The organism is Pseudarthrobacter sp. YAF2 (assembly GCF_052113345.1).
Lineage (GTDB): Bacteria > Actinomycetota > Actinomycetes > Actinomycetales > Micrococcaceae > Arthrobacter.
On sequence record NZ_JBFRDA010000006.1, the window covers coordinates 193505 to 219620 of the forward strand.

Below are 26116 nucleotides of genomic sequence, written 5' to 3' on the forward strand. Positions count from 1 at the left end.
ACAAGATTGGATTTGAGAATAGTTTCTCATTTGAAACTGCTTGCGTCAACAGTTCAGGCGGCCTGCGTGCCAGGAGCCGCTCTTTTCGCGGCCTGCGTGTCGCGGGCCAGGGGAAGCCCGACGGCGGAGAACAGGCTGCGCACACGTTCTTCCAGCTGCCAGAGCAGCCGTTGCTGTTCACGCCACCGCTCGACGGCGGTCTCCTGGCTTACCCACCGGAAGGTCATCTTCCGTCCCGGGCTGGCTTGGCCCAGGAGCGGCAGGGACGCCTTGGCGGCCACGGCCACGATGGGGTAGCCGGCGGTCAGGGTGCGCGAGCGGCCCAGGATAATCAATTCGTCGCCGTGCGGGATCTCGAAGGCGCCAATAGGGACACCGTGCGAGATGATCTCTCCCAGCCCTTCGGGGTGGATCACCGGCCCATCCAGGCGGAGGCCTACATGGTTGGATTTGCCGCCCACGGTGTACAGGCTGCCCTGCAGCAGTTCCCTGATCCCCGGTGTCCTGTCCGCTTCCGGGCCCTCCACCACGTCCACGATCCAGACCCTGGGACTGAAGTCGGGGACGGGAACGGGAAGGCGGAACAGCGGCTGGCCCAGGTAGGGCTGGCTGAAGCCCCGGTACCCGCTGGAGAGCCGTACCTTCTGACCTGCCGTCAACTGTTGCGGGAAGCCCATTCTGGATTCCGGGGCGGCGCTGCCCATAAAGCGCGGCGCGTCCAGGTCCCCGCTGAAGGCCAGGTAGTTGCGCATCCCGTCCGTGGCGTTGGAAATTACGGCACGGGTGCCGGCAGGAACACAGACCGGAAGCCACATAGGCACCGGTACTCCCCCGACGGTCAGATCGGCAGAGGTCCCGGTGACGGATATGAAGGCGTCGTGGGAGGGGGTGAAGGCGAACCTCCCACCCATGATTTCCATCAGTGCAGCCCCGCGCCGGTTCCCCACGAGGATGTTGGCCGTGGCCGCCGAGTGCTGGTCGGCTGCGCCACCGCAGGGGACGCCCAGATACTCGGAATTTTCGCGGCCCAGGTCCTGAAAGGTGGACAGCCAGCCGGCCTCGTGGATGGTGAGGGTGACGTCCTGGTCAGGCTTCGCTGCCACTCAGGCCTCCTTCCTGGTTGTTTGCGGGCCGGAGGAACCGGCCTTCCAATTCAGCCCAACGGCTCTCCGGGATTACTTCGAAGCGGACGCGGTCCCCCGGCCGGTACGATGTGGCCGGATCCTCATGGATGTCACAAATGGTCAGTGGCGTGCGGCCAATGACCTTCCAGCCACTGGGCCCTGGAAAAGGCTGGATAATGGCGCTCGTTCCGGCCACCATCACCGCCCCCGGGGCAACATCGGTCCGGGCTCGGCACACCGGCTGACCTGGCCGGGGAACTGCACGCCGGCCATCATTGGCGCCATGGCCGCTGCCAGGAGATTGATGGTCAGCGCAGAGGCGGTGAATGCTTCCAGCGTCGCTTCCAAACTGAGCCCCAGCTCATCGGCCACGCCGGGCAGGTCGGGCGAGAACTGCCCGCTGACCACCATAGGAATAACGAAGTCCTTCGCCCCGGGCGCCGGGCCGTTGTCCAGGAGCCCCATACCCGCCACAGCCAGCCGGACTGTCTGGGCGAGCTGGCCGTGGCTGACTGCGAGACAGTCAAACTCCACGAGGAGGGATTCTGCCCCCGCCACCAGGTTCAACACCCCGAACGGGCGCACCTCCAGGAGGATATCCCGCAGCCGCCTGGCACCTGCCCGCCGGACCTCGGCGTCGTCGTCGGCAATCCTGAGCATCAGGGCCGAATCTCCAAAGGGTTCAGCCTCCACGCCAGGAGGATGGCGGAGGGTGGCTGCTGGCGGGGGTTCCGTGGTCATGTTTCCTGCTCGGTGGTGCGGACGGGGGCGGGGACTGCGGATCAGGCTGCCGAGGCGGACTTTGCTTTCTCGGCGAGGACTTCCTGGAGGCCTGTTGCGTTGATGCCGGCTTCGTCCAGGGCCGCCCGGAGGGCCGTACCGTTTTCCAGGACCTGTGGGTGGTCGCCGTGCAGGAGCACCACGTCGGCATCGTGGCCCAGCGGAACGATCTTGCCGGTGACGGCGCGGACGGTTCCTTCCGTGACTACCTGGACTACGCGGCGGCCGATCTCTGCGGGATCGTGCAGCAGGGCGCCCTCGGTGTTGCGGGAGACGGGCATGCCGTCCTCGCCGTAACCGCGGTCGGCCAGGAACACATAGCCCACTTCGAGGCCGCGCTTGCGGGATTCGTCCGCGAGGAGGCCGTTCTGGCAGATCACGATGTAGGAGGGATCGTAGGCCTTAATCGCGTCGGTGATGGCGCGGGCATGCTTGGCATCCGTCTGGGCGATGCTCCCCATTCGGCCGTGCGGGGCGACGTGGCTGATCTTGCCGCCGTGGATCCGGGCGAAAGCGTCAAGTGCACCGATCTGGTAGAGGACATCGGTGCGGATTTCGTCCTCGCTGGCTTCGATGAGCCGGCGCCCGAAGCCCACGAGGTCCGGGTAGCCGGGGTGGGCTCCCAGTTCGATGCTGCGCTCCACGCAGGACCTGACCGTGGCGTCCATGACGCGCGGGTCCCCGGCGTGGAAGCCGCAGGCGATGTTGGAGGCCGTGACCAGGCCGAGGAGGGCCTCGTCGTCGCCGATGGTGTAGTTTCCGTAGCTCTCGCCGAGGTCTGCGACGACGGCGACTGAATTGATGCCCAAGGTGACTCCCAATGGTTCGTGGTGTGGTGCTTATGGTCCAACGACGGTGGCCTGCCGGCAGTGGCGGCAGGCCGCCGTCGTGCGTGGTTTGTTAGTGGGTGGCCAGCGGCTGGCCCTTGGTTTCCTTGAGGAATAAGACCGAAGCCAAGGAAATGATCGCCGTGCCGATGGAGGCGTAGGCCGGGACCATGCTGTCGCCGGTGGCTTTGATGATCTCGGTCATCACCAGCGGGGCGCTCCCGCCGAAGATGATGGTGCTGATGCTGAAGCCGATGCTGTAGGCACTGTAGCGGACGGTGGTGGGGAACATTTCCGTCAGGACGGTGTGCACCACGGCGGCGTGGCCGGAGAACGCGATGGCCAACACCACGGTTGCCACGCAGGCGAGCAGCATGTTTCCGGTGACGATCATCAGGAACATCGGGTAGGAGACCAATGCCATTAGGACGGCCGAGCCGGCGAGGACCGGCTTGCGGCCGATCCGGTCGGAGAGGCGCGCCATCAGCGGAATGCTGATGATGATGGCTACCAGGCTGAAGGCGGTCACAATCAGGGCCTGCACCATGGAGAAGTTGTTGCCCGTACCCAACTGGGTCTTGAGGTAGGTGGGCATGTAGGCGAACAGCAGGTAGTAGCCCGGGCCGTTCAGGGCCGGCAGGAAGATCGTCAGCGCGATGGCCTTCAGGTGGCGCTTGGAAGTGAAGACTGCGCGCAGCGGATTGCGTTCGACTTGATTGCGCTCCCGCAGGGCGGCGAAGTGCGGGGTGTCCTCCATCTTGGACCGGATGTAGTAGCCGACGTAGCCAAGCGGAAGGGCGAAGAGGAACGGGATGCGCCAGGCCCAGGATTCCATGGTGGAATCCCCGAGCGTGGTGATCAGCACGGCGGAGAGGGCGCTGCCGAACAGCAGGGCGCAGAAGGAGCCCACGGCGATGAAGCTCATGGCGAAGTTGCGGTGGCGGTTATGGGCGTATTCGCCCACGAAGGCCATGGCGCCGGCCACCTCGCCGCCGGCCGAGAACCCCTGCAGGATGCGGAGGAGGATCAGCAGGGCCGGGGCCGCCCAACCGATCACTGAGGAGGACGGGATGAGGCCGATACAGGCGGTGGCGCCCGAGATCAGGAGCAGCAGGACTGCCAGGAGGTTTTTGCGGCCCAGCTTGTCGCCCAGGAAGCCGCAGATCACGCTGCCGAAGGGCCTGGCCAGGAAGCTGACCAGGAATCCGACGTTTGTCAGCAGGAGGGATCCGATGTCCTTCGAGCCCATGATGTTGATGGCCAGGTAGGTGGTCAGCAACCCGTAGATGCCGTAGTCGTACCACTCCACGAAGGAGCCCATGGTGCCTGCGAAGGTCGCCTTGCGCACCACTTTGCCGTCAGCGGTGACGACCTTGATTTGTGCGGTGTTCAGTTCCACTGAGTCCGTCGATGCAGTAGTCATTGGATGTCTTTCAGTCTAGGGCTGCTTGGTGGCGCCGGGATAGCGCATTCAGCTGTATTCGCGGGTAATTTCGGCCGTCATTTCGGCCTCGTGGGCCGCGACGGCGATGACGCGCTCAAGGATTTCGGCAGCGCGGGCCTGGGGGATGATCACGACGCCGTCATCATCGGCGGCAACGATGTCACCGGCAGCACACACAATCCCTCCGATGGCCACTGGTTCGCCGATCACGCCCGGGCCGTTCTTGAACGGGCCGGCAGGGGTGACACCACGGGCGAACACCGGGAACTTGATTTCGGTGATGGTGTGGCGGTCCCGGATGTAGCCGTCAATCACGGCACCGGTGGCCCCCGCGGCTTCGAACCGCTGCGAGAGCTGTTCCCCCACCAGGGCGCGGTGCTCGTGGCCGAAACCATTAATGACCACTACGTCGCCGGGCTGGATGTAGTTCAGGGCCTCGATCACGGCTGCGTTGTCACCCGCGGCGCCGAGGACCGGAAGAGCCGAACCTACGCAGTGGGCGCCGGGCCAGATGGGGCTGATGCCGCCGTCGACAATGCCCAGGCGCTCCATGGCGTCGCCGATGTTGGCTACCGGGAAGGCTTCGAAGGCCTTGACCAGTTCCCGGGGCGGACGGGTCCAGGAGGTCTTGCGGACTGTGAGTTCGAGGGTTGTTGCCATTGTTGTCACCTTTGTTGGTTCAGCGGACGACGCCGGCTCTCGATTCAGGACGATCATATGAGGCGGCAATCACATATGAGAAAAGTTTCGCGTTTGTTTGCCGATTCGTCAAGGGGCCGGTCCTGTCGCGGGAATAAGTCCGGGCTTTGTTGCCGGGACGTAAATTTTCGGCAAGTCAGGTAACGAGCGTGTGTCAGCTCACAAATTTCCGTTGACTTGACGGAAACAATAAGAGAAACTCTTCTCATTCGCGAACTCTCTCGCAGATTCCCCTTGTACCGAGGAGACACCATGCACGGACGAATTACCCCCCTGGCCGCAGCCGCGGCAGCGGCAGCGCTGCTGCTGACCGGCTGCACCACGGGCACCACCAGCGCCGGAAGCGGCGGCAGCTCCGGTCCGTCGACGGACACGATCCGCACCGCCCTCAACGCGGACCCCACCACCTTCAATGCGGCCAAGGCCAACGCGAAAGACGACTACGAGGTGGCACGCTTCCTTTTCGACACCGTGGTCCGCCGGGACGCAGACGGAAAATTCATCGGCGGCCTGGCCACCGACTGGACCTCCACCGCAACGGACGCCTCCCTGACCATCCGCAAAGACGCCACCTGCGCGGACGGCACCGCCATCACGCCCAGCATCGTTGCCAAGTCGCTGAGCTACTTCGCCGACCCGGCCACCAAGAACAACTTTGGCAAGCTGGTCTTCGGCCCCGGCCAGCCCACCATCACCGCCGACGACTCCGCAGGGAAGGTCTCGATCAAGCTGGCCCAGCCCTGGTCCGAACTGATCGGCGGGCTGACCCTGGCGCAGACCGGCATCATCTGTCCAGCGGGGCTCGCTGACCTAGACGGCCTGGCCAAAGGATCCGTACAGGGGGCCTTCTCCGGCCCTTACACCCTGACCAAAGCAAGCCATGGCGTCAGCTACGACATGACGCTCCGCCAGGATTACAAGGCGTGGCCGAAGTGGTCCAAGGAACCGGAGGGCACCCCGGCGAAGACCGTGCGGTTCTTCCCCGGCGTTAACAAGACCACCGTGGCCAACCAGCTCCTGACCGGCGAAATGGATGTCTCCGACATCGCCCCTGCCGACACGGCACGCTTCGAAAGCAACAAGGACTACACCATCACCACGGTGCCCTTCGCCGGGATCTTCCTGCTCTTCAACCAGCGGCCGGGCAGCCCCTTCACCGACCCTGCGCTCCGCAAGGCCGTGGCGCAGCTGATGAACCAGCAGGCCTTCAACGCCGCGGCCTACGCCAACAAGGGCATTACCTACAACTCCATCGTTGCGCCCACCGTGGCCTGCGCCCTCCAGGACAACTCCCATATCACCAAGGAGGACACCGCGGCCGCCAAAGCAGTCTTGGCCGGAAAAACCTTCAAAATGGTGGGCACCACCAGCATCGGCCCCAACGGTGCCGGCAGCACCTACGTCCAGGAGGCCCTGCGCGCCGCCGGCGCAACCGTGGACCTGAACCTGGTGGACAACGGGACCTGGGCCACCATGACGCAGACCAAGCCGGAAACCTGGGACATGACCGTCCAGGGCGACGCCAACTTTGTCGGCACCGTGGCTGCATCACTGACCCGTATCGCCGGCGTCCCCACCGAGAAGGGCGGCCGCAACATCGGCGGCGGCGAAAACGCCGACATCCTCGCCGACATCTCGCAGGCACAGGCCGCCACGGACGATACCCAGCGGTGCGACGCCTACACGAAGGCACAGATCAGTGCCCTGGAGGACAACGACATCTACCCGTTCGTGGGTGAGCCCCAGATCGTTGCCCAGCGCCCGGGATTCGCGATCCAGGCGCCCTCGGGCATCGTCGACTACGGCACCCTGCGGATCACCAAGTAAGTAAAGGTTCAGGAAGATGACAGAACCCACGATGCTCTCCAAGGAAACACTCATCCTTGAAGAGAGCCAAACCCCGGGGGCCACCAAGGGCCCCCGGGGCGGCCCCCGGGGCCTCTCCCCCTGGGGCGCCTATGCCCTTCGCCGCGCAGGCGGTGTCCTGCTGTCCGTGGCGCTTCTCGTCGTCGTGACCTTTTTCATGGTGCCGCTCCTCCCCGGGGACCCGGCCGTGGCCGTGGCAGGCGCTGACGCCACCACCGAACAGATCGAGGCGATCAGGGAAAGCCTGGGCTTGAACCAGCCCCTGTACCTGCAGTTCATCCAGTACATCGGACACCTGCTGACAGGAAACCTGGGTGAATCCTTCGCCTACAGCACCTCCGTGTCATCGATCATCGCCACCAAGCTGCCGTTTACGGCCGAAATCGCCCTCCTGGGCATCCTGGTGACCTTGCTGCTCTCCGTTCCGGCAGGAATGGCGGTGGGCATCATGACCCGGGGCGGACGGCGGAAGTGGCTCGACGTGACCTTCGGCATGCTGACCGGCTTCTTCCAGGCAGTGCCGCAGTACGTTATCGCCACCATGCTGGTAGTGATCTTCGCGATCGTCCTCAAAGTCCTCCCGGCGGCCGGTGCCGCAACCCTGAGCTCCCTGATCCTGCCGGTGGTTGGCCTCTCGGTCGCCCCCATCTGCTCCATCGCCCGCGTAGTGCGCCGCGAAACAGCAACCGTCCTGGAACAGGACTACCTGCGGACCGCCCGCGGATGGCGGCTGCCCTCGCTGCGGCTGTACGCCCGCCATGCCCTGCCCAACCTGATGACCACCACCCTCACGCTCGCCGGACTGATCCTCGCCGGCATGCTCGGCGGAGCAATCATCATCGAAAACGTCTTCAACTGGCCCGGACTGGGCAAGGAAATCGTCACGGCGATCATCAACAAGGACTACCCCGTCATCCAGGGCATCATCCTGGTCCTGGGCTTCCTGGCCATCATCCTCAACCTGCTGGTGGACGTCATCCTCGGCATCATCGATCCACGCACCCTCGGAGGAGGAAAGTCCCATGGCTGAACAGCGCCGCGCAAAACGCCGTATCCGGTGGACAACAGGACTCATCCTCGGCATTACCCTCATGAGCGTCATGGTCCTGATAGCCGTCCTGGCGCCAATGTTCCTGACCGAAGCCGCCGAAAAGCTCACGACGGACGCGTCCCAAGGGCCCAGTCCGGCACATTTGCTGGGAACAGATGACTTCGGCCGGGACATCCTGGCCCGCTCCCTGGTCGCCACCCGGCTTACGCTGATCATGACCGCAGCCACCACAGTCATTGCCGTCGTCGGCGGCATCCTGATCGGCACCTTCATCTGGCTGGCTCCCCCGCGGGTCCGCAACGCCGTCCTGAGGGTCATTGACGCCGCCGTCGCCTACCCCAGCCTGATTTTCGCACTGCTCATCGCCGCCATCCTTGGCCAGGGCGCCTGGTCTGCCGTGCTGGCGATTGCCATCGCCAGCATTCCTGCGTTCGCGCGGCTCACGGCGAACATGGCCGCCTCTATCTCGCAGCGGAACTACGTCTCCACCGCCCGGCTGCTGGGCGTGCCCGGTCCGCGGATCATCGGCCGGCATCTGCTGCCCAACATGGCAGAGCCGCTCCTGGTGCTGACGGCAACTGTCTTTGCCACCACCCTCATTGAGCTGTCAAGCCTTTCGTTCATCGGCCTCGGCGTCCAAAACCCGGATTACGATTTCGGCCGGCTGCTCAACGAAGCACTCGTGAACATCTACTCCCAGCCGCTGCAGGCGGTGATGCCTTCCATCATGATTACCGTGGCAGGATTGAGTGCCATGCTGATCGGCGACGGCCTGGCCGCTGCCACCGATCCACGCGGAGGACGGAAGTTCGGCAGCGTCAAAGCCGCTTCCGAGGTACCGGCATCGCTCCGGGCAGACAGCGAGGCCCTGGTGGAGATGGACAACCTCACCGTCAGCACCCCGCACGGGGTGCCACTGGTCAAAGGCGTCTCCCTCAGCATCCATGCAGGAGAAGTGGTGGGACTCGTGGGCGAATCCGGCTCCGGCAAATCACTCACCGCCATGTCCATAGCCGGACTCCTCCCGGAAGAACTCGTCGTCACCGCGCGTACCATGCGTCTGGGCGAACTGAACCTGCTCAAGAAGAACGACCCGCGGGCACTGGCCACCTCCATCGGGCTCGTGTACCAGGACCCCGGCACCAGCTTCAACCCTGCCCTGCGGATGGGCTCCCAGCTCACCGAGGTCAGCAGGGTCCACCTTCGCCAATCCCGGAAGACGGCCTACGCCAGGATGGTCAAAGCACTGGCGGATATCCGCATCACGGAACCAGAAAAGCGGATGAACCAGCACCCGCACGAACTCTCCGGCGGAATGCTCCAGCGGGCTATGATCGCCTCCACCCTGGTGACGGATCCGCGCCTGATCATTGCCGATGAACCCACCACGGCCCTGGACGTAACCGTCCAGGCGGACGTGCTGCGGCAGTTCCGCTCCATCAATAGGGAAATGGGCACGGCCATGCTGTTCATCTCCCACGACATCGGCGTGGTGCAGGCGCTCTGCGACAAAGTCATCGTGATGAATGGCGGGAAGATCCTCGAACGGCTCACCGGAGCGCAACTGGCGGCCGGTGACGTCAAGCACCCCTACACAAAGGCACTCCTCGCCGCGACGCCCAGCATCGCCGAGCGCAAGGCCGAACTCGTCTCCGTCCGCGCGGAAGAGTTCACCTATGACGAGGTCCCCGAGGATGCCGCCGGCTCAGTTCCGACGGAAGGAAAAGACAAACCATGACGACCTCTTCAACCCTGGCCGCGCCTGTCCTTGAAGTCCGGGATCTTGAAGTCACTTTCGGATCCGGACACTCAGCTGCAAAGGTACTCAAGGGTGTCTCCACCGCCATCGCCCGGGGCAAGACCTTGGGCATCGTGGGCGAATCCGGCTCGGGAAAGTCCACCCTGGCCAAGGCCATCGTCGGACTAAACCCGGTCAGCGGCGGCAGCATCGCCATCAACGGCCAGGACGTGGCCAAAATGACCGGCGCCCAGCTCCGGGCCATGCGCCGGGAAGTCCAGATGATTCCGCAGGACCCGTACTCCTCGTTGAACCCGCGCCGCACCATTGGGCAGACGCTGGCTGAGGCGATCGATCCCGTGCGTTCCAACCCGCGGGTCCACCGCAATAAGATCTCGCACTGGCTCTCCACCATTCGACTCGACCCGGAGGTGGCCGAAAGATACCCGCATGAATTCTCTGGCGGCCAGCGCCAGCGCATTGCCATTGCCCGCGCCTTGGCCGTTGAGCCCAAACTGATCATCGCCGACGAGATCACGTCCGCCCTGGACCTGTCCGTCCAAGCGGAGATCCTGAACCTCATCAGCCGGCTCCGTGCGGAACTGGACCTGACCATGGCCTTCATTTCCCACGACCTCGATGTGGTGCACCACGTCAGCGACGACATCATGGTGCTCTTTCACGGCGAAGTGGTGGAAATGGGTGATGTGGACAGTGTTTACGGCAACCCGAAGCACCCCTACACACGCAAGCTCATCGACTCCGTCCCTGGCGGTCCGGGCTTTGACATTGGCGAACGCCGGAAAGCTGTCGCCTGATTCGCAGAAGAACAACGCCGGCCTGGGCACATGCCCGGGCCGGCTTTCCGCACCACTCACAGACGGCGCCGTGCGGCGCCTACTCCCCGGCCGGCGTCGTGACTGGCTTCGCCGTCCCCGCGCGAACGGCGGTGGCAGCGGAGGCTGCCAACTGATCCGGGGAGCGTCCCACGTCCAGCAGTACATGTGCTTCATCAGCACCCAGCGGTTCCAGTGCTGCCAGCTGCGACGCCAACAGCGAGGCAGGCATGAACTCATGGTTCCGGGCAGCCATCCGGGCTCCGAGGGTGTCCGCGGAGCCTTCGAGGTGCAGAAACAACACGTCAGGGGCGTGCTCCCGCAAAAGATCGCGGTAACGCGCTTCAGGGCCGCACAAGCAATAATGACCCCATTTCCTTCCCGCTGACAGGACTCCAGCGTCCGCCCGATGACCCGCAGCCATGGCCGCCGGTCATCATCATCCAATGGAAATCCCTCCCGCAACTTCTCCCTGTTCCCCACCGGGTGAAGGTCATCGCCGTCGATGAACCGGACACCCAGCCGCTGGCCCAGCAACGCTCCAACGGTCGATTTTCCCGACCCGGAGACACCCATGACAACCACGGGCGGAATCTCTTTATTACTCATGTGAATTTGCCTCCACAGAACTCTTTCCTGGCCTCGGATGAAGTGCGATGATTGTCACACATGCGAAAGATTTCTCAGATCAGGAATGGTGAAGTCAACGCATTCCCGAAGACAACACCGGCCATCTGAGCCCAGGACAACCAACGAGGCGCACCGATGCAAACAGTCCGTACCGTCACCTTCCCCGACCGGGACCTGCTCGCCAAACTCCAGCCCCTGCCTGCAGGAATCGACGCCGCAGTGTGGGACCTGAAGTCCGATCCGGACGGCGTGGACCTGGCGGACATCGACGGCGTGATCCTCCCGTACATCGATGCGTCCGCCGTCCTTGGCTCACTGTCCAAAGCCCCGAACCTGAAGTTCGTGCAGACCCAGTCCACGGGCTTCGACGGCGTCCGGGAAGCCGCCGGACCCGCGGCCGCGGTAGCCAGCGCCTCCGGCGTTCATGCCGCTGCAACGGCCGAGCTGGCCATCGGCCTCATCATTGCCAAGCTCCGCGGGATCGACGACGCGGTACGGAATCAGCAGACCGGCAGCTGGCTGCCCCAGCGCCGCTCCTCGCTCGCGGACAGGCGGGTCCTCCTGGTCGGCATCGGTGGCATTGGCCATGAGATCGCCAAACGGCTGGCGCCGTTCGAGGTAGAGATCACGCGGGTCGGCAGTTCCGCACGCGAGGACGGCGAGGGGCGGGTTCACGCTTCCTCGAAGCTCGCCGAACTTGCCCGTACCCACGACGTGCTGGTTGCCGTGACGCCCCTGAATGACCACACCCACAAGCTGGTGGACGCCACCGTTCTCGCTGCCCTGCCGGACGGCGCACTCGTGGTGAATGTCGGACGTGGACCGGTCGTGGACACCGCCGCCCTGACCGCGGAAGTAGTCTCCGGCCGCCTGCACTGCGCCCTGGATGTGGTGGACCCGGAGCCGCTGCCGGCTGACCACCCGCTGTGGTCCGCTCCCAACGCACTCATCACACCGCACATCGGCGGCAACGCATCCGCTTTCGAACCGCGCATCGTGAAGCTCCTCGCCGCGCAGTTGAAGGCCCTGGCAAATGGAGAGTGGCCCGGGAACCTGGTCCAGGCCGGCCCGTTCTGACCCTTCACCCATTGCCCCGGGCCACAGCCTCAGCCCCATGCGACAAAGCACCCGTTCCAGCCCCACACTGCTGATCCGACGCAGAGAATCGACAACTGTCATGAAAAGCAGAAAGCTCGTCCATCGGAAGTTCGAAGACCGACTCCGTGATCACCGCTCCCAGGACGGATTGACCACGCCAAACGGGCCGTCCCCCGCGATGACCGGCCGCGCGCCCTCCGAGGGAACGGGAGAGACTCCATTCGGATACGGCAGCCGAGGTGGCGCGGAGGCCGTGGCGGTGGGGACGAGCGCACGACTATGAAGCAAACATCCACTCTGGACTCTGGCCCCGTTACCCGGGCAGTCACCGGCGTGCACGCCTCCACAAGCGGTTGGTGGCGACCTGAAAGTGAACCGTACCCGTTCCGCTACATCCAGAAAGGCGATTTGATGCCCAGCCTGGAAGGTAACCGGACCGAGTGGGTGCTTGAGTACTCGTTGCCACCGTACAGGCGAATAAATCGTGTCCGCCCAAGTGCCTTTGGCCCCTGAATCTTCAACGGCCAACTGAAGCGATACACCCCAACCTGACAGACGGCCGGGCAATGTCGATTCGATCTGCTCAGGCCCGGGTTGAGCCGATAACGTCGGTCACGGCTGCGAGCATGGAAAGCCCGAGCTGAAGCCGGTCCACTCCGCGCGAGCTGGCGGGTGCACCTACTTTGATACCTAGGAAGGACAGACCGTCCGGGACCTTCGCAACTACCGCTCGTAATGCGTCAGCCGTGAGCAGTGATGCCGGGTCGTCTGTGGCCAGACTCAGGTGCACGTCCTCCCATGCGGTGCTGCGGCTGGTAGCTGTGGGTGCCGCCCCGGAGAAGGTGAAGGCGCCAAGCGCTGGCCCGAGTGTGTCGATGTGCGCGCCGGGGGTGGTTGAGCTGCGTCCTTCGATGGCTGATCTGCCCCAGTTGAGCAGGTGACGGATTCGCCGGGCCTTCAGGTCCACGGCTGACTGCACCGCGGCCATTTCGTCGTTCAGGGCGAGGTAGCCTTTCTGCGGTGCCTGGCCTGGAATGAGCGCGTCCGAATGTTCCACGAGCAGTTCGATGTTGCCCCAATCCCAACCTGCGATTTGCTGGAGGGAATCGGTGAAGGCTTCGGGGCTGGAGCGCTCTGCTCGTGGAGCAGACTGGAGGGCGAATGCGCGCACCGACAGCGGCCCTAATTGTTCCTGCAGCCGCCGCGTTTCTTCCCGGGCGGAAGCGACATCTTCGAGGGCACGTTGGCGGCCAGCATGATCGGCCGACGCCAGTCCGTAGTGCGGGTCGGATATGGCGGATATGAGGGTCAGGGGCATTGCACTGATGGTGTTGGACCAGTCGGGGTCAAGTAGGACCCCAAGCCGGTCCAGCCCCTGTGGGTGTAGGCCTCCCTGGAGGAGAGGTAGTTCCAGACCGTCGATGCGCTCCTCTGCCCGGAGGGCTTTATACCAAAGGTCTTCGGCCGCGGTGTCCTCTGTGAGCCCGATGGGCGCTGCGTTGTAGGCGGAATAGATGATGCTTGTCATCGTGGCCTTTCGCAAAGGTCCATGGTTGCGCTGCTCATCCCGCCGCGAAGACGTCGCGGGATTCTTTGACGCGGTCCTGGGCGAATTCGATGCCGAAGCCGGGACGCGTCGGCAGGGCGAAGGATCCGTCGACCGGTATCGGGGTGTCTTCTTCGAAGTAGTGCCTTTCGGGCATGTGGTGGAAGAGGTATTCGACGCGGGGGCAGGTTTCCGGTGATTGGCTTGCTACGACGTGGAGGGCTGCGTGGATTCCGTGGCCGTGCGGGATGACGTGGACGCCGAATGTTTCTGCCAGAGAGCACATTTTGACCAGGTCTGTCACGCCTCCGCACCATTCCGGGTCGACTTGCAGGACGCTGAGGAGTCCGCGCTGAAGGAAGGGAAGGATGTCGTGGCGGTCGTAGAGGTGTTCGCCAGTGGCAAGTGGGATTGAGGTGGCGGCGCGCAGTTGGGCGAATGACTCGATGGCGCCGGTGGGGAAAGGTTCCTCGAGCCAGTCGGGGTGGAGGTGTTCGACGCGGGAGGCCCATCGGCGGGCGTAGGTGGGGTCCCAACTCATGAAGGCGTCGAACATCAGCTCGGCCCGGTACCCGACGGTTGCACGTGTACGTTCCACGAGGGCCACGTTGCGTTCAAGTCCTTCTGCCCCTTGGGCGGGGCCGTCGGCGAAGAACCACTTCTGGGCAGTGTAGCCCTCGTCGAGGAGCCGGGCGGCCGTTTCTTCGACTTCGCCTTCCCCGTGGAACGTTCCGAGGGTGCTGGCGTAAGCGGGGATGCGAGTGCGGCCGGATCCGCCGAGCAGCTGCCACACAGGTACTCCAAGAAGGCGGCCCCGAAGGTCCCACAAGGCGTTGTCGATGGCGCTGATGGCGATCTTACGGTTGCCATGCCGGGAATGCCGGTTTGCTCGTTGGAGCATGTCCCAGACGAAATTGTTAGCGAGGGCATCGAGGCCAAGGATGGACGCCGCCATGCCCTCCTGCAGGGGTGCGACGGCTTCCTGGTCAATGGGACCGTAGCGGCCAGTGACACCTGAGGTGGTGGCAATCTCGAGGTAGAGCGAGGCCTTGCGGCGGGGATCAGTGGGGGCCGGCCATCCCTCAGCAGGATGGTACTGGGTGTAGACGCTGATGGGTCGTGACTGCGGCGGGAATCCGCGGTCCTTCGTCTCTGCTGGGAGCAGGGCCGACAGCTCGATCATCCGGACCGAGGAAATTTTTGCATGGATCATGAAAAGGCCTTTCAAATCTGGTCAGAAGCAGAATTTCTTGAATTCGATTCTGCACGGCGTTTGCTTGCAGCTACAGGTCGATTCCGATGTATTTTTCTTCGAGGAATTCCAGGATTCCTTCGGAGCTGCCTTCCCTGCCGAGTCCGCTTTGCTTCATTCCGCCGAAGGGGGCGGCGGGATCACTGAGGACGGCACGGTTGACGGCGACCATGCCTGCGTCGATGCCCTGTGCCACAGCTAATGCCGGTGCCTGTTCGCCGTACACGTAGGCGATCAGTCCGTAAATGGTGTCGTTGGCCATCCGCACGGCGTCGTCGACGTCGTCGTATTCGATAACGGACGTGACTGGTCCGAAGATTTCTGTCTGGGTGATCTCACTGTCGTGGGTTACACCGGTAAGCACGGTCGGGGCGTAGAACGCTCCCTGTTCGGATGATTCGCCTCCGGTCAGTATCGTCGCGCCGGCCTTGATGGCACCAGCGACCAGTTCGGCGACTTTGTCGCGTTCGTTGACGGAGACCAGGGCTCCCAGTTGGTTTGCTTTATCCGATCCAGGGCCTACCCGCCAGGTGGCGAGTTCGGTGGCCATGCGTTCTGCGAATTCCGTGGCCAGTGAAGAGTGGACGTAGAAGCGGTTGGCCGCGGTACAGGCCGAGCCGCCGTTGCGCATCTTGGCGATCAGGGCCCCTTCCACGGCAGCTTTCAGGTCTGCGCCGGGGAGGATCACGAAGGGCGCGTTGCCGCCCAGTTCCATGGAGGCGCTCACCACGTTGTCGGCCGCCTCATGCAATAAGACTCGGCCGACCTCGGTGGATCCGGTGAAGCTGACCTTGCGGACATCGGGGTGGTGGAGCATCCGGGCGACGGCGGGACCGGTCGGGACGGGCGTGACGAGGTTGACGACTCCGTCCGGGACGCCAGCGCGGCGGAGGGCGTCGACGACGAACGCCGCGGTGAGCGGTGTTTCCCGGGCTGGCTTGAGGATCACGGTGCAGCCAGCGGCAAGAGCCGGTGCGATTTTGCGGGTAGCCATGGCGGCCGGAAAGTTCCATGGGGTGATGAGGAGGGCGACGCCGATGGGCTGGTGTGTGACGACGATGTGCTTGTCGCCGCTGGGTGAGAGCCGAAAGTCGCCGCGGACGCGGACCGCTTCCTCGGCGAACCAGCGAAAAAACTCGATCGCGTACGAGGCCTCCCCCAGGGCATCGGCGTAGGACTTGCCGTTTTCCAGCACGATCGTTTCGGCCAACTGTTCCTTTTCCTCGGTCAGGATCTCGAAGGCGCGCCGGAGAATCTCGCCACGTACTCTGGGCGCCGTGGCGGACCAGGCGGGCAGAGCCGCGGCCGCGGCGTGGACCGCGGCGTCACAGTCGGTTTCATCTGCAATGGCGAAGGAGGCAAGCTCGGCACCGGTGGCAGGGTCCAGAACGGGGAATCTGTTACCGGTAGATCCGGGGGTCCAACGGCCATCAATAAAGAGGTCTGATTTGTGGTTCACTTGCTCGTTTCGCTTTCATTCGAGGCGGTGGCTGGAAGGGGTTTGAGTTCGGTGCGGTCGCCGCTGAACGCGGCCCGGACGATCCGGTGGAGGTTCTCCTCCGTAGGGTCAATGACAGAGTTGGTGACGAGCCGCCGCACCGTCAGGGACAGCTCCACAACTCGGGGAAGGTCTGGTTCGGTGACGCCGATGGCGGCAAGGTCCACGGGGAGGCCGATGTCCGCCATGATGGCGGCGACTTCGTCGACCGCGTTCTGTGCCGATTCTTCGATGCCGGTTCCGGCGACGCCGAGGGCACCGGCGACGCCGGCAAGGCGGCGGGTATCCGTGGGCAGCAGCGCCTGCATGACATAGGGCAGCAGCATGCCCGTGCCCAGCCCGTGCGGGGTGTGAGTCAGGGCGCCCACCGGGTACTGGACAGCGTGGGACAGGTGGGTGCCTGCGGCGCCGAATGCCATGCCGGCCAGCAGGCTTGCATATGCCATGCGTGAGCGGGCTTCAAAATCTTCGCCGTCCCTGACCGCGTCGCGAAGGGAAAGCCCGATCAGCCTGATCGCTTCCAGGGCAAGGGTTGAACTGAGCAAGTTCTCTCCCACGAAGACCGGCAATTGACTGGCCCACTCCGGTGAGTGGTTGTTGGCGGTGTAGGCCTCGATGGCGTGGACCAGTGCGTCCGCGCCGGCACTGGCCGTGACAGCGGCGGGGGCGCCGACCATGAGCCTGGGGTCCACGATGGCGGCCCGCGGAATCAGGTGCGGGCTGGAGATACCGACCTTCAGTTCACGGTCCGGATCGGCGAGTACCGCTACCGGGGTGACCTCGCTGCCGGTGCCCGACGTCGTGGGCACGGCAACGAGCGGAGTCACCGGTCCGGGGACCTGGTTTTCACCGTAGAACCTGTTGAGCGGGGTTCCGTGGGCCAGGCCCAGGGCGATGAGCTTGGCCAGGTCGAGGGCGCTGCCGCCACCGAACCCAACAATGACTTGCGGGTCGGTGGTCTTGGCCCGTTCGATGGCGTCTTCGACCACGGTGACCGGAAGTTCGGGGACGACCTGCGTGTCAACGGTCACTGACACGTTCAGGGCTTCGAGTTCGGCCAGCAACGTTGTGAACGCCCCGGTCTTGGATAGGAACGGGTCGCAGACCACCAGGGCCCGGTGGCCCAGCGCTGCGACGGTTCGGGCGATACTTGCCCGGCTGCCGTCGCCGAAAACTATGGAATCGGGCAGCCTCAGCAGGCCGAATGAAGCGGCAATGTCAGTCATGGGAAAGTCCTTCCGCGTATTTGAGGGCGAGTGCCCATACTTCGTCGTCAATCGGCACCCCGGTTGTGGCGCGTCCTTCACGGGTGCGCCGCGCCCGGTCCCCGGGAACATCTGCCGGGCCGGAAACTCCACTGTCCCTTACGTGGTCCAAATAGTCGGTCAATGCCGGCAGCATCCCCAACAGCCCGAGCCGTTCCAGGCTCACGCTGATCAGGAGGTCGCCCTTCGTAGCCGGGAACTGGGTGTCCAACGTTCCCACTACATTGGTGCCGAACGCCGTGGCCGTCACGGTGCCCACCAGTGCTTCGAGGGCGATCCCCAGGGCATATCCCTTGGGTCCGCCAAAGGGTGAGAGCGCCCCTTGGACTGCTGCGGGGGCGTCGGTGGTTGGCCGCCCAAGGGCATCCACTGCCCACCCGGGCTGGAGTGGCCGGCCGGTAGCGGCGTAATCGATGATCTTTCCCATTGACACTGACGCTGTTGACATGTCGAGCACTAGGGGTTCCCGTGAGGTCGGGACCCCGATGCCAATGGGGTTGGTGCCGACGCTCGCTCCCCTGCCACCCCATGCGTGCACAAGTGCTTCGCTGGTGGTCAGGAGCACCGCCACCTGCCCCAGGCGGGCGATCGACTCCACGTAGGGTGCCAGCATCCCGATGTGGCTCGAGTTTGAAATAGCAGCCATCGCTATCCCGGTTTCGTCGGCCCTGGCAACGACTTCATCGATGGCCCTATAGGCCACGACCGGCCCAAAACCCCGGTTCCCGTCAACCCGAAGGACGCTGGGAGCCACCCACTCCAAACGGGGCTCCGCGTTGGCGACGATAAGGCCGCGACGCATCCGTTCGACCAGCACGGCCAACCGGCGGACGCCGTGGGAGGCGTGTCCACGCAATTCACCTTCGACCAGATTTTCGGCCTGCACGTCGGCGTTGGGCCTCGATGCCCCGTTGGCCGTCAAAGCATCGCTGATGACCTTCCGGAGATCGTCGCTCGGTACGACAATTGCTTCGGAGGCGCTTTCCTTGGCGCTTGTTTTCACTGATCCCTCCTCTGTATAACTCCTAAGATCATCCACACACGAAAGGCGGCTACCCATGCCCCGTCCCGCAGAGCAGGACGCCGGTTCCGCGTCGTCCCTGTCGCGCGGCCTCGCGCTGCTCGATTTGTTCACCGCACCGGACCAGGTGCTCAGCATCAGTGAAATCGCCCGCCGCTCCCGCGTTCCCAAGTCCACGACGCACCGGTTGATCCTGGACCTAATCAGTTGGGGAGCCCTGGAGCGCGGCACCAACGGTGTCAGCCTCGGCGTCCGGCTTTTCGAGCTCGGCTCCCTGGTTCCCTCGTCCAGCACCCTGAGGGACCTTGCGCTTCCCTTTGCGCACAACCTCAACGAAGTCACAAAGCTCACCAGCAACATCGCCATCCGCGAGGGCAACGAGGTGCTCTACATCGAAAAAATCACCACCAGAACCCTGAAAGTTCCACACTCCCGCGTCGGCGGCCGCGCCAGGATGCACGCCACCGCCCTGGGGAAGGCAATCCTTGCCTTCAGCGATCCGGAATTCGTTGAGTCAGTCCTGGGCGGTCCGCTGCTGCAGCAGACCGAGAAAACGGTCACCGATCCCGCTGAGTTACGCAGGGAACTGGCCCGCGTACGCACAGAGCGAGTGGCCTACGACGTCGAAGAATCCCGCTTGGGACTCTTCTGCGTCAGCGCCCCCGTCTTCAACGGCCAGGGCGGCCCCATAGCAGGAGCCATTTCAGTCACCGGCGCCACCGAACTGGCCATCGCCAAACGCTACGCGCCAGCCGTACTGGCCACGGCAATGGCCCTCAGCAGCGCCATCGGAACCGCCAAACGGCCTCGACGCTCAACCGTTGCCTGACATTCAGCTCCTCGCGCAGCAGGACGGCCGATCGGACGGTACTGTCGGCCCGGATACCGGGACGCCCGCATGAAACGTCCCGCTATCCGGGATGCGAGCTCCCGTCCCGTGCGGGAAGAGCGTATTCAGTTACTTACCGGCCCTTTTGTGGGCCACGACACAAAGGAGTGACCGTGACTGACATACGCAGTACGGCGACCGGCGCCCAAGCGTCGCTGCCATCCGACTTTTCGGCCGCCGAGAAACGCGCCACCATCTGCAAAGTCACCTTGCGCCTGGTGCCAATCCTCGCCGTAGCCTACTTTTTCAACTCACTGGAAAAGACCAACATCGGCCTTGCCGCGTTGCAAATGAACCAAGCCCTCGGACTGACCACCGCCGCCTTCGGCCTGGCGTCCGGACTGCTGTTCGTCGGCTATGCCGTCTTCGAAGTCCCCAGCAACCTCATCCAGTACAAGGTGGGCGCACGCAAATGGCTGGCCCGCATCATGATCACCTGGGGCGCGGTGGCCGCAGCGACCGGCTTCGTCAACAGCGAAGCAAGCCTCTACATCCTCCGCATTCTCCTGGGCGTGGCAGAAGCCGGGTTCTACCCCGGCGTCATCCTGTACTTCACGCTCTGGGTGCCCAAGGAATACCGGGGAACAATGCTGTCCCTGTTCGTCCTGGGCGGCACGCTCTCGGCCATCTTCGGTTCCCCCCTTACGGGGCTTCTACTCACCCCGGACCACTACTTCGGTATCGAATCCTGGCGCGCAATGTTCGTCATCGAAGGTGTTCCCGCCATGCTCGTGGGCGTCCTGTGCCTCTTCAAGCTTGTGGACCGACCCGCCGAAGCCACGTGGTTGACCACCCGGGAACGCGACTGGCTCGAAGGCTCGATCGCAGCAGAACACGCACTCGTAGAAGCCAGCCACTCCACCAGGAGTGTCTTCCGGTCCATAGGCGACATCCGCGTCCTCATGCTCTCCTTCATCTACTTCTGCCTGAAATTCGGCCAGTACGCCCTCGCATTCTTCCTCCCGCTCATGGTTGTCGCATTCCAAACCCAGGCCGGAATCAAGATGACCACCTTCCAGGTAAGCCTCATGGTCGCAATTCCAGCCGTTGCAGCCGTCGTCCCGGCAATCCTTTGGGCACGCCACTCAGACAAGACCGGTGAACGCTACTGGCACGCCACCGTCCCCGCCATCCTGGGCGCCGTCGGAATCTGCGCCTCCGCAGCCTTCCATCAACCCATCCTGATCATGATCTCGATCTGCGTAGCCACCATCGGGTTGAGCGCCCAAAGCGCACCGTTCTACCAAATCCCCGGCTACTTCCTCACCGGCGCTTCCGCCGCCACCGCTTTCGGCCTGATCAACTCACTCGGCAACCTCGGCGGATTCGTCGCCCCCACCGTATTCGGCGCACTGAAAGACGCCACCGGCAACTACACACTGCCCAGCTACCTCATGGGCGGAATCCTGATCCTCGCCGCCATCCTCACCGCAACCCTCCCACGGATGTTCAAAACCCTGAACCCCCGCCAAGACGCTGACCGCCCCCTCGTGGCGTCGAACTAGACCGCATATTGGTAGGGCAGCGAGGCAGAGGTCGGTATTGTCCGATCGCAGCAGCCCTGGGCACGGGTTCGGCATATCGAGACCGCCTACCGATCCCGCCCCAATGAGATGAGCCCAGTCCACTAGCCTCAAGCAGTGCTGCCTCATCTCGGCCAAGTCGGGTCCCAGAAATCGTCGGGCATGCTGCGACAGGAAATGATGGCAACCAGTCGACCGTAGGGTGGGGGTTTCCAGCAGAGGGACCCCCACCCCAAGCGCGTATGCGATGTGGCGTAGGGCTCCTGTGAAGTACGACCGAGGCTGCACCGAGTGCGGCCACTTCCGGTCCCGTGCCGCCTGGTTCCACGGCAATGGTCTGGACCCCTCGGGTGAAGGATGCATTTTCAATGAGTGTCTTCACCTCATTGATATAGCGTTTCCTAGTGGCCGCGAAGCCGGGTCCTGTGAGTTCGATCCAGTCAAGGTCCAGGATATTGGCAAGGCCCAGCAACACAGTGGCGATGCTTCGGACTGAGGGGCTGATCAGCCCTTCTGCCTCGGGCACGCCCTCAACCAACTCAGCGAGCACACGCCCGTAGACAGCTGCTTCGTCACCTGACTTTTTGATCATCAAATAACATGGCCAACTGCTGATCGTTCATTAGCTGCCGGACTATTCCCGGGGCGGACCGACGGTGTCAAGGCATCCGCGGGACCCGCACCAGCACCCAATTCCATCGGCCTCGACGACGATCGCGTTGGCCCCTCCGGACCAAAAAGTGCCAAGAGCAACCGAATTCGTGTCGTTCTCGGTGAGAACCGCCAAACCTATGAGGGCCTCCAGTTCCCGGGCCGTGTTGGAGGTCTCCCACATATGCGCCGTCTCAGGGTCCGCGCCCCACCCCAAGGTGCCACGCCGCCGTCCACTAGAGGCGACACCGCAGGGACGCACCCATCCGACCTGGATGGCTTACACCCTGATTCCAGCTCCCACCCAGCAAGGGATCCGGGTTGATTCCTCGAAAGAAACATCTGAACTGCTGGTCACAGGGAACGGTGCCCGATCCAGCGCATGCGCTAGTGATGCCCCCATCTTCAGGCATGAAGCCTTCCAAAAAGTCAAGCTTTGTCAACACCAGAGGAAGAAACAGGCCCTTGACCTGCAGAAACACTGTGCCCGAGGTGGGACTCGAACTGTCTTCCAGCCCTTGAAAACACTGGGAACCCGCGAAAACATGCGGAATCCGGAGCAGTTCGAGGGCTGTACAAAGCAGTCCGAGACGAAAAGTGTAGACAATGTCCACAGGCTCCCTTAGGTCGAAAAATCAGCAAGGTGCATGAACGCCTGTACGAGCTCCCCCTCGTCAGCGTGACACGAGTCACCACAAGTCGATGGACTTCTTCAATCAACCTGAAATCGGGCTGCCTCCTTCATCTTTCAAAGCCATGACGCTAGTGGTTGACCAATATCTATCCCCGTGAATTGAAGCGGTCGCTGCTGCCTTGGGCGAGACAGGAACCGACAGCGACACTGCCGTGTGGCACGGGCGACTCTCGCTCGTCGACGGAACGAGTCAAGTTACTTGCTATAGGACAAAGGAAGCGCCTCTCCATCGCAAGAAAGCAGTACGGTACTCACGCTCGGTGGTCAGCCAGGTCACGTCCTCTCAAGGCGAACCTGTCCCTCACCAGCACCGTAAGACGGTATCCCGTGAAGAAACTTCGCTTCACGGACACATGGACGCAGGGGCCCGTCTAGGAAATGCGCTCAGCCCTAATGCGCCGAACAAGAACTTGAGCCACAGTCTAGGAGCCGGCCGACTCGATCTTCGAGGGGATGCAGTAGTAACGAGTCCGCCCCACGCGCTTAACTAGACCGCCACGGACAAAGCATTCCAAAAGATCCAGGAGTTCAACGCGATTTAGGTTTGTCGAAACTCGTTCTTGGTGAGCTCTCCGAAGCTTATTCATTGCTGGCAGATCATCCATCGCGAGCGCGGCTTCTCCGGTGAGCGATCCGTGCAGAGCAAGCAAGTGTTGGACGTCGTGCCGGTTGAGCCCGGGTGTACGGCCGGTGTGATTGCGGTGGTTCAACTTAACGAATACATCCGCAAGTGTTGGCTCGGAGTGGTTCTCCGGGAAGCGACAGCCTCGGCAGACCCACGGGTTCTGAGTGGAACGGCGGGACTCTGGCAACTTGAAAATCCTCTCCCCGGGGATCCAAGGAGCTCCGCAAACACCGCAGACACCGGAGTACTTGGAGAGGATTCCGAATCGCTCCTCAAAGTTACCTCGCGGCTGATTCCTAGCAAACTGGGGTCGAGAATCAGGCAAGCGATGGAAGTTTGTCATGTCTTTAAACCTACGGCGTCAGCTGGCGGGAACTGCGCTCCAGTAGGGACAACGAGGACGCGTCCGAGAAGCGGCCTCCGGAACAGCTAGACCTAGGCTTTGAGCTTCCGCGGATCAGGGAACCCGAGCGAGACATACCCCGGAGCCCGCTTGTTCAGGGACGCGGCCAGTACGGGTGTGGATTCGTCGTAGTAGTCGTGAACGGTCGACACAGTTTTCCCCGGGTACGGCCGGATTACCCGGCCGACGTACTGGACCAGTCTGCCTTTGAACGACACAGGCGCTGCAAGGAACAGGGTATCCAGTTTTGGGCAGTCAAAGCCTTCTCCAATGTATGAGCCGGTGCCCAAGACCAGCAGAGGCTGCGCATCATCCGTGCTGGCAAGGAGGTCGACGGCGGCCTGTCGTTCCTTGGCCTTCATCGCCCCGGTGAAAACCACCGGGTTCAGACCAGCCGCCTCGAACCGGGACCTCAGGGACTCAAGATGGGCTTTCCACGTCGTCAGTAGGAGGATTCGGGAGTTCTGTTCGTAGGCTTCAATGACGTCGTCGTAGATTTGCTGCAGGCGTTCCTCGTTGGCGATCAAGTCCTTGTAGATGGCAGAGATCCCGCCCGGTTCGCTGGGGTCTGCGGCGCCGTCGTACACGTATGAGGTCCGGTGCAGTTCCAAGGCCAGCGTCGGTTCGGCAATCGCGTGGGCGTGGGTTGGCAGCTGCTGCGGAACAGCTGGGGAAATCGTGTGGGAGATTTGGCCGAGCTGGTGATAGATCAGCGAGTCCAACTTGTCGCGGCGGTATGGTGTTGCCGTCAGCCCCAGCCAGTACCGGGCCTGGATCTGGTTCATGACGTGGGTGAACGCTGCCGCCGGGACGTGGTGACATTCGTCTACGATGACGAAACCGTAGTCGGCGGTCAGCTCGGCAACATTTTCCCGCCGTGCCAGCGTAGGCAACAGCGCGACATCGACCCGCCCCGTCGTCTTGGAACGGCCACCTCCGATTTGGCCGCACTGCTCGTCCATGAATTGGCGGATGCGGCTGCGCCATTGCTCCGCCAAGGCTTTGCGATCAACCAGAATGAGGGTTGAGACGCCGCGCAGTGCCATCGCAGCACACGCCATCACAGTCTTTCCCGTACCGGGCGGGGCTACCAGGACTCCGTGCTCGGCGGCAGTGGCGGCGTCCAAGCCGCTTTGTTGTTCGGAGCGCAGGCTGGCCGAGAACTCGAAGCTTTGAGCCGTGCCTCGCGCCCGTTGATCATCAATGCGCAGCGAGCTGCCACTCGATTCGACGAGTTGCTGTAACAGGGGCAACAAACCACGGGGCAAGATAAGGTCGCCGTCAAGCGTTTCGTCGTAGTTCCGCAGGTATCGAGGAATGTTCCAGGTGGACCGCCTCTGGCGTTGGCGTTCATAGAACTCCGGGTTCGGCATGGACGCGGCATGCTTGACGGCCGCGATCATTGCTGGTCCAAGGTCCGCAGCTTTGATCGTCAGACGGGAACCGAAACCTGCGCGGACAATCATCGCGGGGCGCGGAACAATTTTGGACGATTGGGGCAATTCCAGCCGGCGAACTTCATTTCCCAGCTTAACTGCCGGAAGTCTCCGGATATGTTCGCGAACTTCACGGTCCGAAAGCCGATCCAAACTGGAAAGATACGCCCACTGGTCCTCATATGGTTCGAGGGTCGTGGTGTCGAGGAACAGGGTGGTGCCATGCTGCCGGCGCTTGCCGTTTAGCGGTGCGGCTATCAGGTTCCCCATACCCTTGCCTGAGTGAACGTCTTGGGCGGGAAAAAGCCTGTCGTAGCTGGCCAGGCTCATGCTGCCTCGCAGTGCCATCGCCTCATGAATGAGGCCGGTGCCAAGCTGGCGAGCTGCAGAGGCAGGGACTGCCGCGCTGAAGAAGATCCAAACATGGGCACCACGACCGGACTGGGACACTTCCAGGGCCGCGGGAATACCTCGAAACCGAGCAGCCTTAGCGTACGCAAGTGCATCGAGCATTGCGGCGCCGCCGTCAAAGTCCGCTGCGACCCACCAGCAGGTGTCCTGTTCCGTCAAGGGATAGAGGCCAATGTGCTGCTCTCCGCGCAAATGGTCGGCAACGACTAATGGAGTAAGCGGCAGGAACCTGGCGCCTGCGATGTTCGCGCCTTTACGCCAACCACCGGCGACGGCAGGAACCCAGCCGGAGCGCCCGTCCCGCGAGTTTTCCCACCGGACTGCGTACACATCATTGCGCGCCCTGAACAGATCCTGGAAGAGCCGGACTTTCGCTTCCGGAGACGAATCCATGGTGACCGGACCATGGTGCACCACTGAAGGAAGTACAGCCTGAGCCAAGTGGGCTGGCTTTGACTCCGCTTCCGTGAGTTCCAAGAGCTTCCGCAGTCTGGCGTTGTCCAGACGAAGCTCCTCGAGCTCACGTCTTAACGCCCTGTCTGCCGCACGGGAAAGGCCCGGCAATGCAGTTTGCGCACCAACTTCAGGAGTGTCTTCAATCACGGTTCCAATTCTCATACAGCCGGCAGGGAACCACGGAAACTTGCGGAATCCGCGGCAGTCTAGACGATATGAAGTGAAACGGTTACTCCTGTCCGGGTCCGGCCCATTATCGCCGGGCGGTCCTGCAGCGCCGGCTGGATGTGATGCTGCTGGCCCTAGGCGGGAACTGGCGCTGCATGCCCTGTTCCCGGCGCTGATGTCCCTTA

General features: G+C 63.2%; 18 protein-coding genes and 2 pseudogenes. 7 read left to right on the forward strand and 13 right to left on the reverse strand.

Annotated elements, in window-relative coordinates:
* Positions 1-53: 53 nt before the first annotated feature.
* The 5 genes and pseudogenes from AB4Y79_RS08570 to AB4Y79_RS08590 form a co-directional block, all read right to left on the reverse strand.
* The gene (locus AB4Y79_RS08570; RefSeq protein ID WP_441860426.1) at positions 54-1103 is read right to left on the reverse strand and encodes a biotin-dependent carboxyltransferase family protein; all 1050 of its coding nucleotides are present in this window, start codon (positions 1101-1103) and stop codon (positions 54-56) included.
* A pseudogene (locus AB4Y79_RS08575) lies at positions 1087-1865 on the reverse strand (carboxyltransferase domain-containing protein). Before AB4Y79_RS08575 ends, AB4Y79_RS08570 begins: the two are co-directional and overlap by 17 nt.
* Positions 1866-1906: 41 nt before the next feature.
* Positions 1907-2713, reverse strand: coding sequence for a LamB/YcsF family protein (locus AB4Y79_RS08580; RefSeq protein ID WP_441860428.1), 807 nt, complete (start codon positions 2711-2713; stop codon positions 1907-1909).
* Positions 2714-2804: 91 nt separating this feature from the next.
* On the reverse strand, positions 2805-4154 hold the full coding sequence (locus AB4Y79_RS08585; protein ID WP_441860429.1) for an MFS transporter: 1350 nt from the start codon (positions 4152-4154) through the stop codon (positions 2805-2807).
* A 48-nt stretch (positions 4155-4202) separates the two neighbouring features.
* Positions 4203-4835: an RraA family protein gene (locus tag AB4Y79_RS08590; protein WP_441860430.1), complete on the reverse strand. Its 633-nt coding sequence runs from the start codon at positions 4833-4835 to the stop codon at positions 4203-4205.
* Between the two features lie 291 nt (positions 4836-5126).
* Between AB4Y79_RS08590 and AB4Y79_RS08595 the strand changes: the two genes are divergently transcribed.
* The 4 genes from AB4Y79_RS08595 to AB4Y79_RS08610 are packed head-to-tail and all read left to right on the forward strand — an operon-like array spanning position 5127 to position 10347.
* Positions 5127-6701 (forward strand): ABC transporter substrate-binding protein, encoded by a 1575-nt coding sequence (locus AB4Y79_RS08595; RefSeq protein ID WP_441860431.1) that lies wholly within the window; start codon positions 5127-5129, stop codon positions 6699-6701.
* A gap of 16 nt (positions 6702-6717) precedes the next feature.
* On the forward strand, positions 6718-7770 hold the full coding sequence (locus AB4Y79_RS08600; RefSeq protein WP_441860432.1) for an ABC transporter permease: 1053 nt from the start codon (positions 6718-6720) through the stop codon (positions 7768-7770).
* On the forward strand, positions 7763-9529 hold the full coding sequence (locus AB4Y79_RS08605; protein WP_441860433.1) for a dipeptide/oligopeptide/nickel ABC transporter permease/ATP-binding protein: 1767 nt from the start codon (positions 7763-7765) through the stop codon (positions 9527-9529). The genes AB4Y79_RS08600 and AB4Y79_RS08605 overlap by 8 nt, the downstream gene beginning before the upstream one ends.
* Positions 9526-10347: an ATP-binding cassette domain-containing protein gene (locus AB4Y79_RS08610; RefSeq protein WP_441860435.1), complete on the forward strand. Its 822-nt coding sequence runs from the start codon at positions 9526-9528 to the stop codon at positions 10345-10347. Before AB4Y79_RS08605 ends, AB4Y79_RS08610 begins: the two co-directional genes overlap by 4 nt.
* 79 nt (positions 10348-10426) lie before the next feature.
* Here the strand turns inward: AB4Y79_RS08610 and AB4Y79_RS08615 are convergent, their stop codons facing one another.
* Together AB4Y79_RS08615 and AB4Y79_RS08620 are read right to left on the reverse strand one after the other, a co-directional pair.
* On the reverse strand, positions 10427-10669 hold the full coding sequence (locus tag AB4Y79_RS08615) for a hypothetical protein (protein WP_441860437.1): 243 nt from the start codon (positions 10667-10669) through the stop codon (positions 10427-10429).
* Between the two features lie 200 nt (positions 10670-10869).
* Positions 10870-10974: pseudogene (locus tag AB4Y79_RS08620) on the reverse strand (gluconokinase); the annotation flags it as partial.
* Between the two features lie 156 nt (positions 10975-11130).
* On the opposite strand from AB4Y79_RS08620, the gene AB4Y79_RS08625 reads away from it, so the two are divergent.
* Entirely contained in the window at positions 11131-12072 is a 942-nt protein-coding gene (locus tag AB4Y79_RS08625; protein ID WP_441860439.1) for a 2-hydroxyacid dehydrogenase, read from the forward strand.
* A gap of 604 nt (positions 12073-12676) precedes the next feature.
* On the opposite strand, the gene AB4Y79_RS08630 is transcribed toward AB4Y79_RS08625, so the two are convergent.
* From AB4Y79_RS08630 to AB4Y79_RS08650, 5 genes are all read right to left on the reverse strand, one after another.
* A complete protein-coding gene (locus AB4Y79_RS08630; protein ID WP_441860441.1) occupies positions 12677-13621 on the reverse strand; it encodes a DUF4862 family protein in 945 nt (314 codons plus the stop codon).
* Positions 13622-13655: 34 nt separating this feature from the next.
* Positions 13656-14852, reverse strand: coding sequence for an enolase C-terminal domain-like protein (locus tag AB4Y79_RS08635; protein ID WP_441860443.1), 1197 nt, complete (start codon positions 14850-14852; stop codon positions 13656-13658).
* 70 nt (positions 14853-14922) lie between these two features.
* Positions 14923-16350, reverse strand: coding sequence for an NAD-dependent succinate-semialdehyde dehydrogenase (locus AB4Y79_RS08640; RefSeq protein ID WP_441860445.1), 1428 nt, complete (start codon positions 16348-16350; stop codon positions 14923-14925).
* Positions 16347-17615 carry an iron-containing alcohol dehydrogenase gene (locus AB4Y79_RS08645; protein WP_441860446.1) on the reverse strand — a complete coding sequence of 423 codons (1269 nt, stop codon included), beginning with the start codon at positions 17613-17615 and terminating at the stop codon, positions 16347-16349. The genes AB4Y79_RS08640 and AB4Y79_RS08645 overlap by 4 nt, the downstream gene beginning before the upstream one ends.
* Entirely contained in the window at positions 17608-18657 is a 1050-nt protein-coding gene (locus AB4Y79_RS08650; protein ID WP_441860448.1) for an Ldh family oxidoreductase, read from the reverse strand. Before AB4Y79_RS08650 ends, AB4Y79_RS08645 begins: the two co-directional genes overlap by 8 nt.
* A gap of 55 nt (positions 18658-18712) precedes the next feature.
* Between AB4Y79_RS08650 and AB4Y79_RS08655 the strand changes: the two genes are divergently transcribed.
* Complete coding sequence (locus tag AB4Y79_RS08655; protein WP_441860449.1) at positions 18713-19504, forward strand: IclR family transcriptional regulator; 792 nt, start codon at positions 18713-18715, stop codon at positions 19502-19504.
* Positions 19505-19677: 173 nt separating this feature from the next.
* Positions 19678-21069: an MFS transporter gene (locus tag AB4Y79_RS08660; RefSeq protein ID WP_441860451.1), complete on the forward strand. Its 1392-nt coding sequence runs from the start codon at positions 19678-19680 to the stop codon at positions 21067-21069.
* A 2423-nt stretch (positions 21070-23492) separates the two neighbouring features.
* Here the strand turns inward: AB4Y79_RS08660 and AB4Y79_RS08665 are convergent.
* Positions 23493-25910, reverse strand: coding sequence for a TOTE conflict system archaeo-eukaryotic primase domain-containing protein (locus tag AB4Y79_RS08665; RefSeq protein WP_441860452.1), 2418 nt, complete (start codon positions 25908-25910; stop codon positions 23493-23495).
* Positions 25911-26116: the final 206 nt, after the last annotated feature.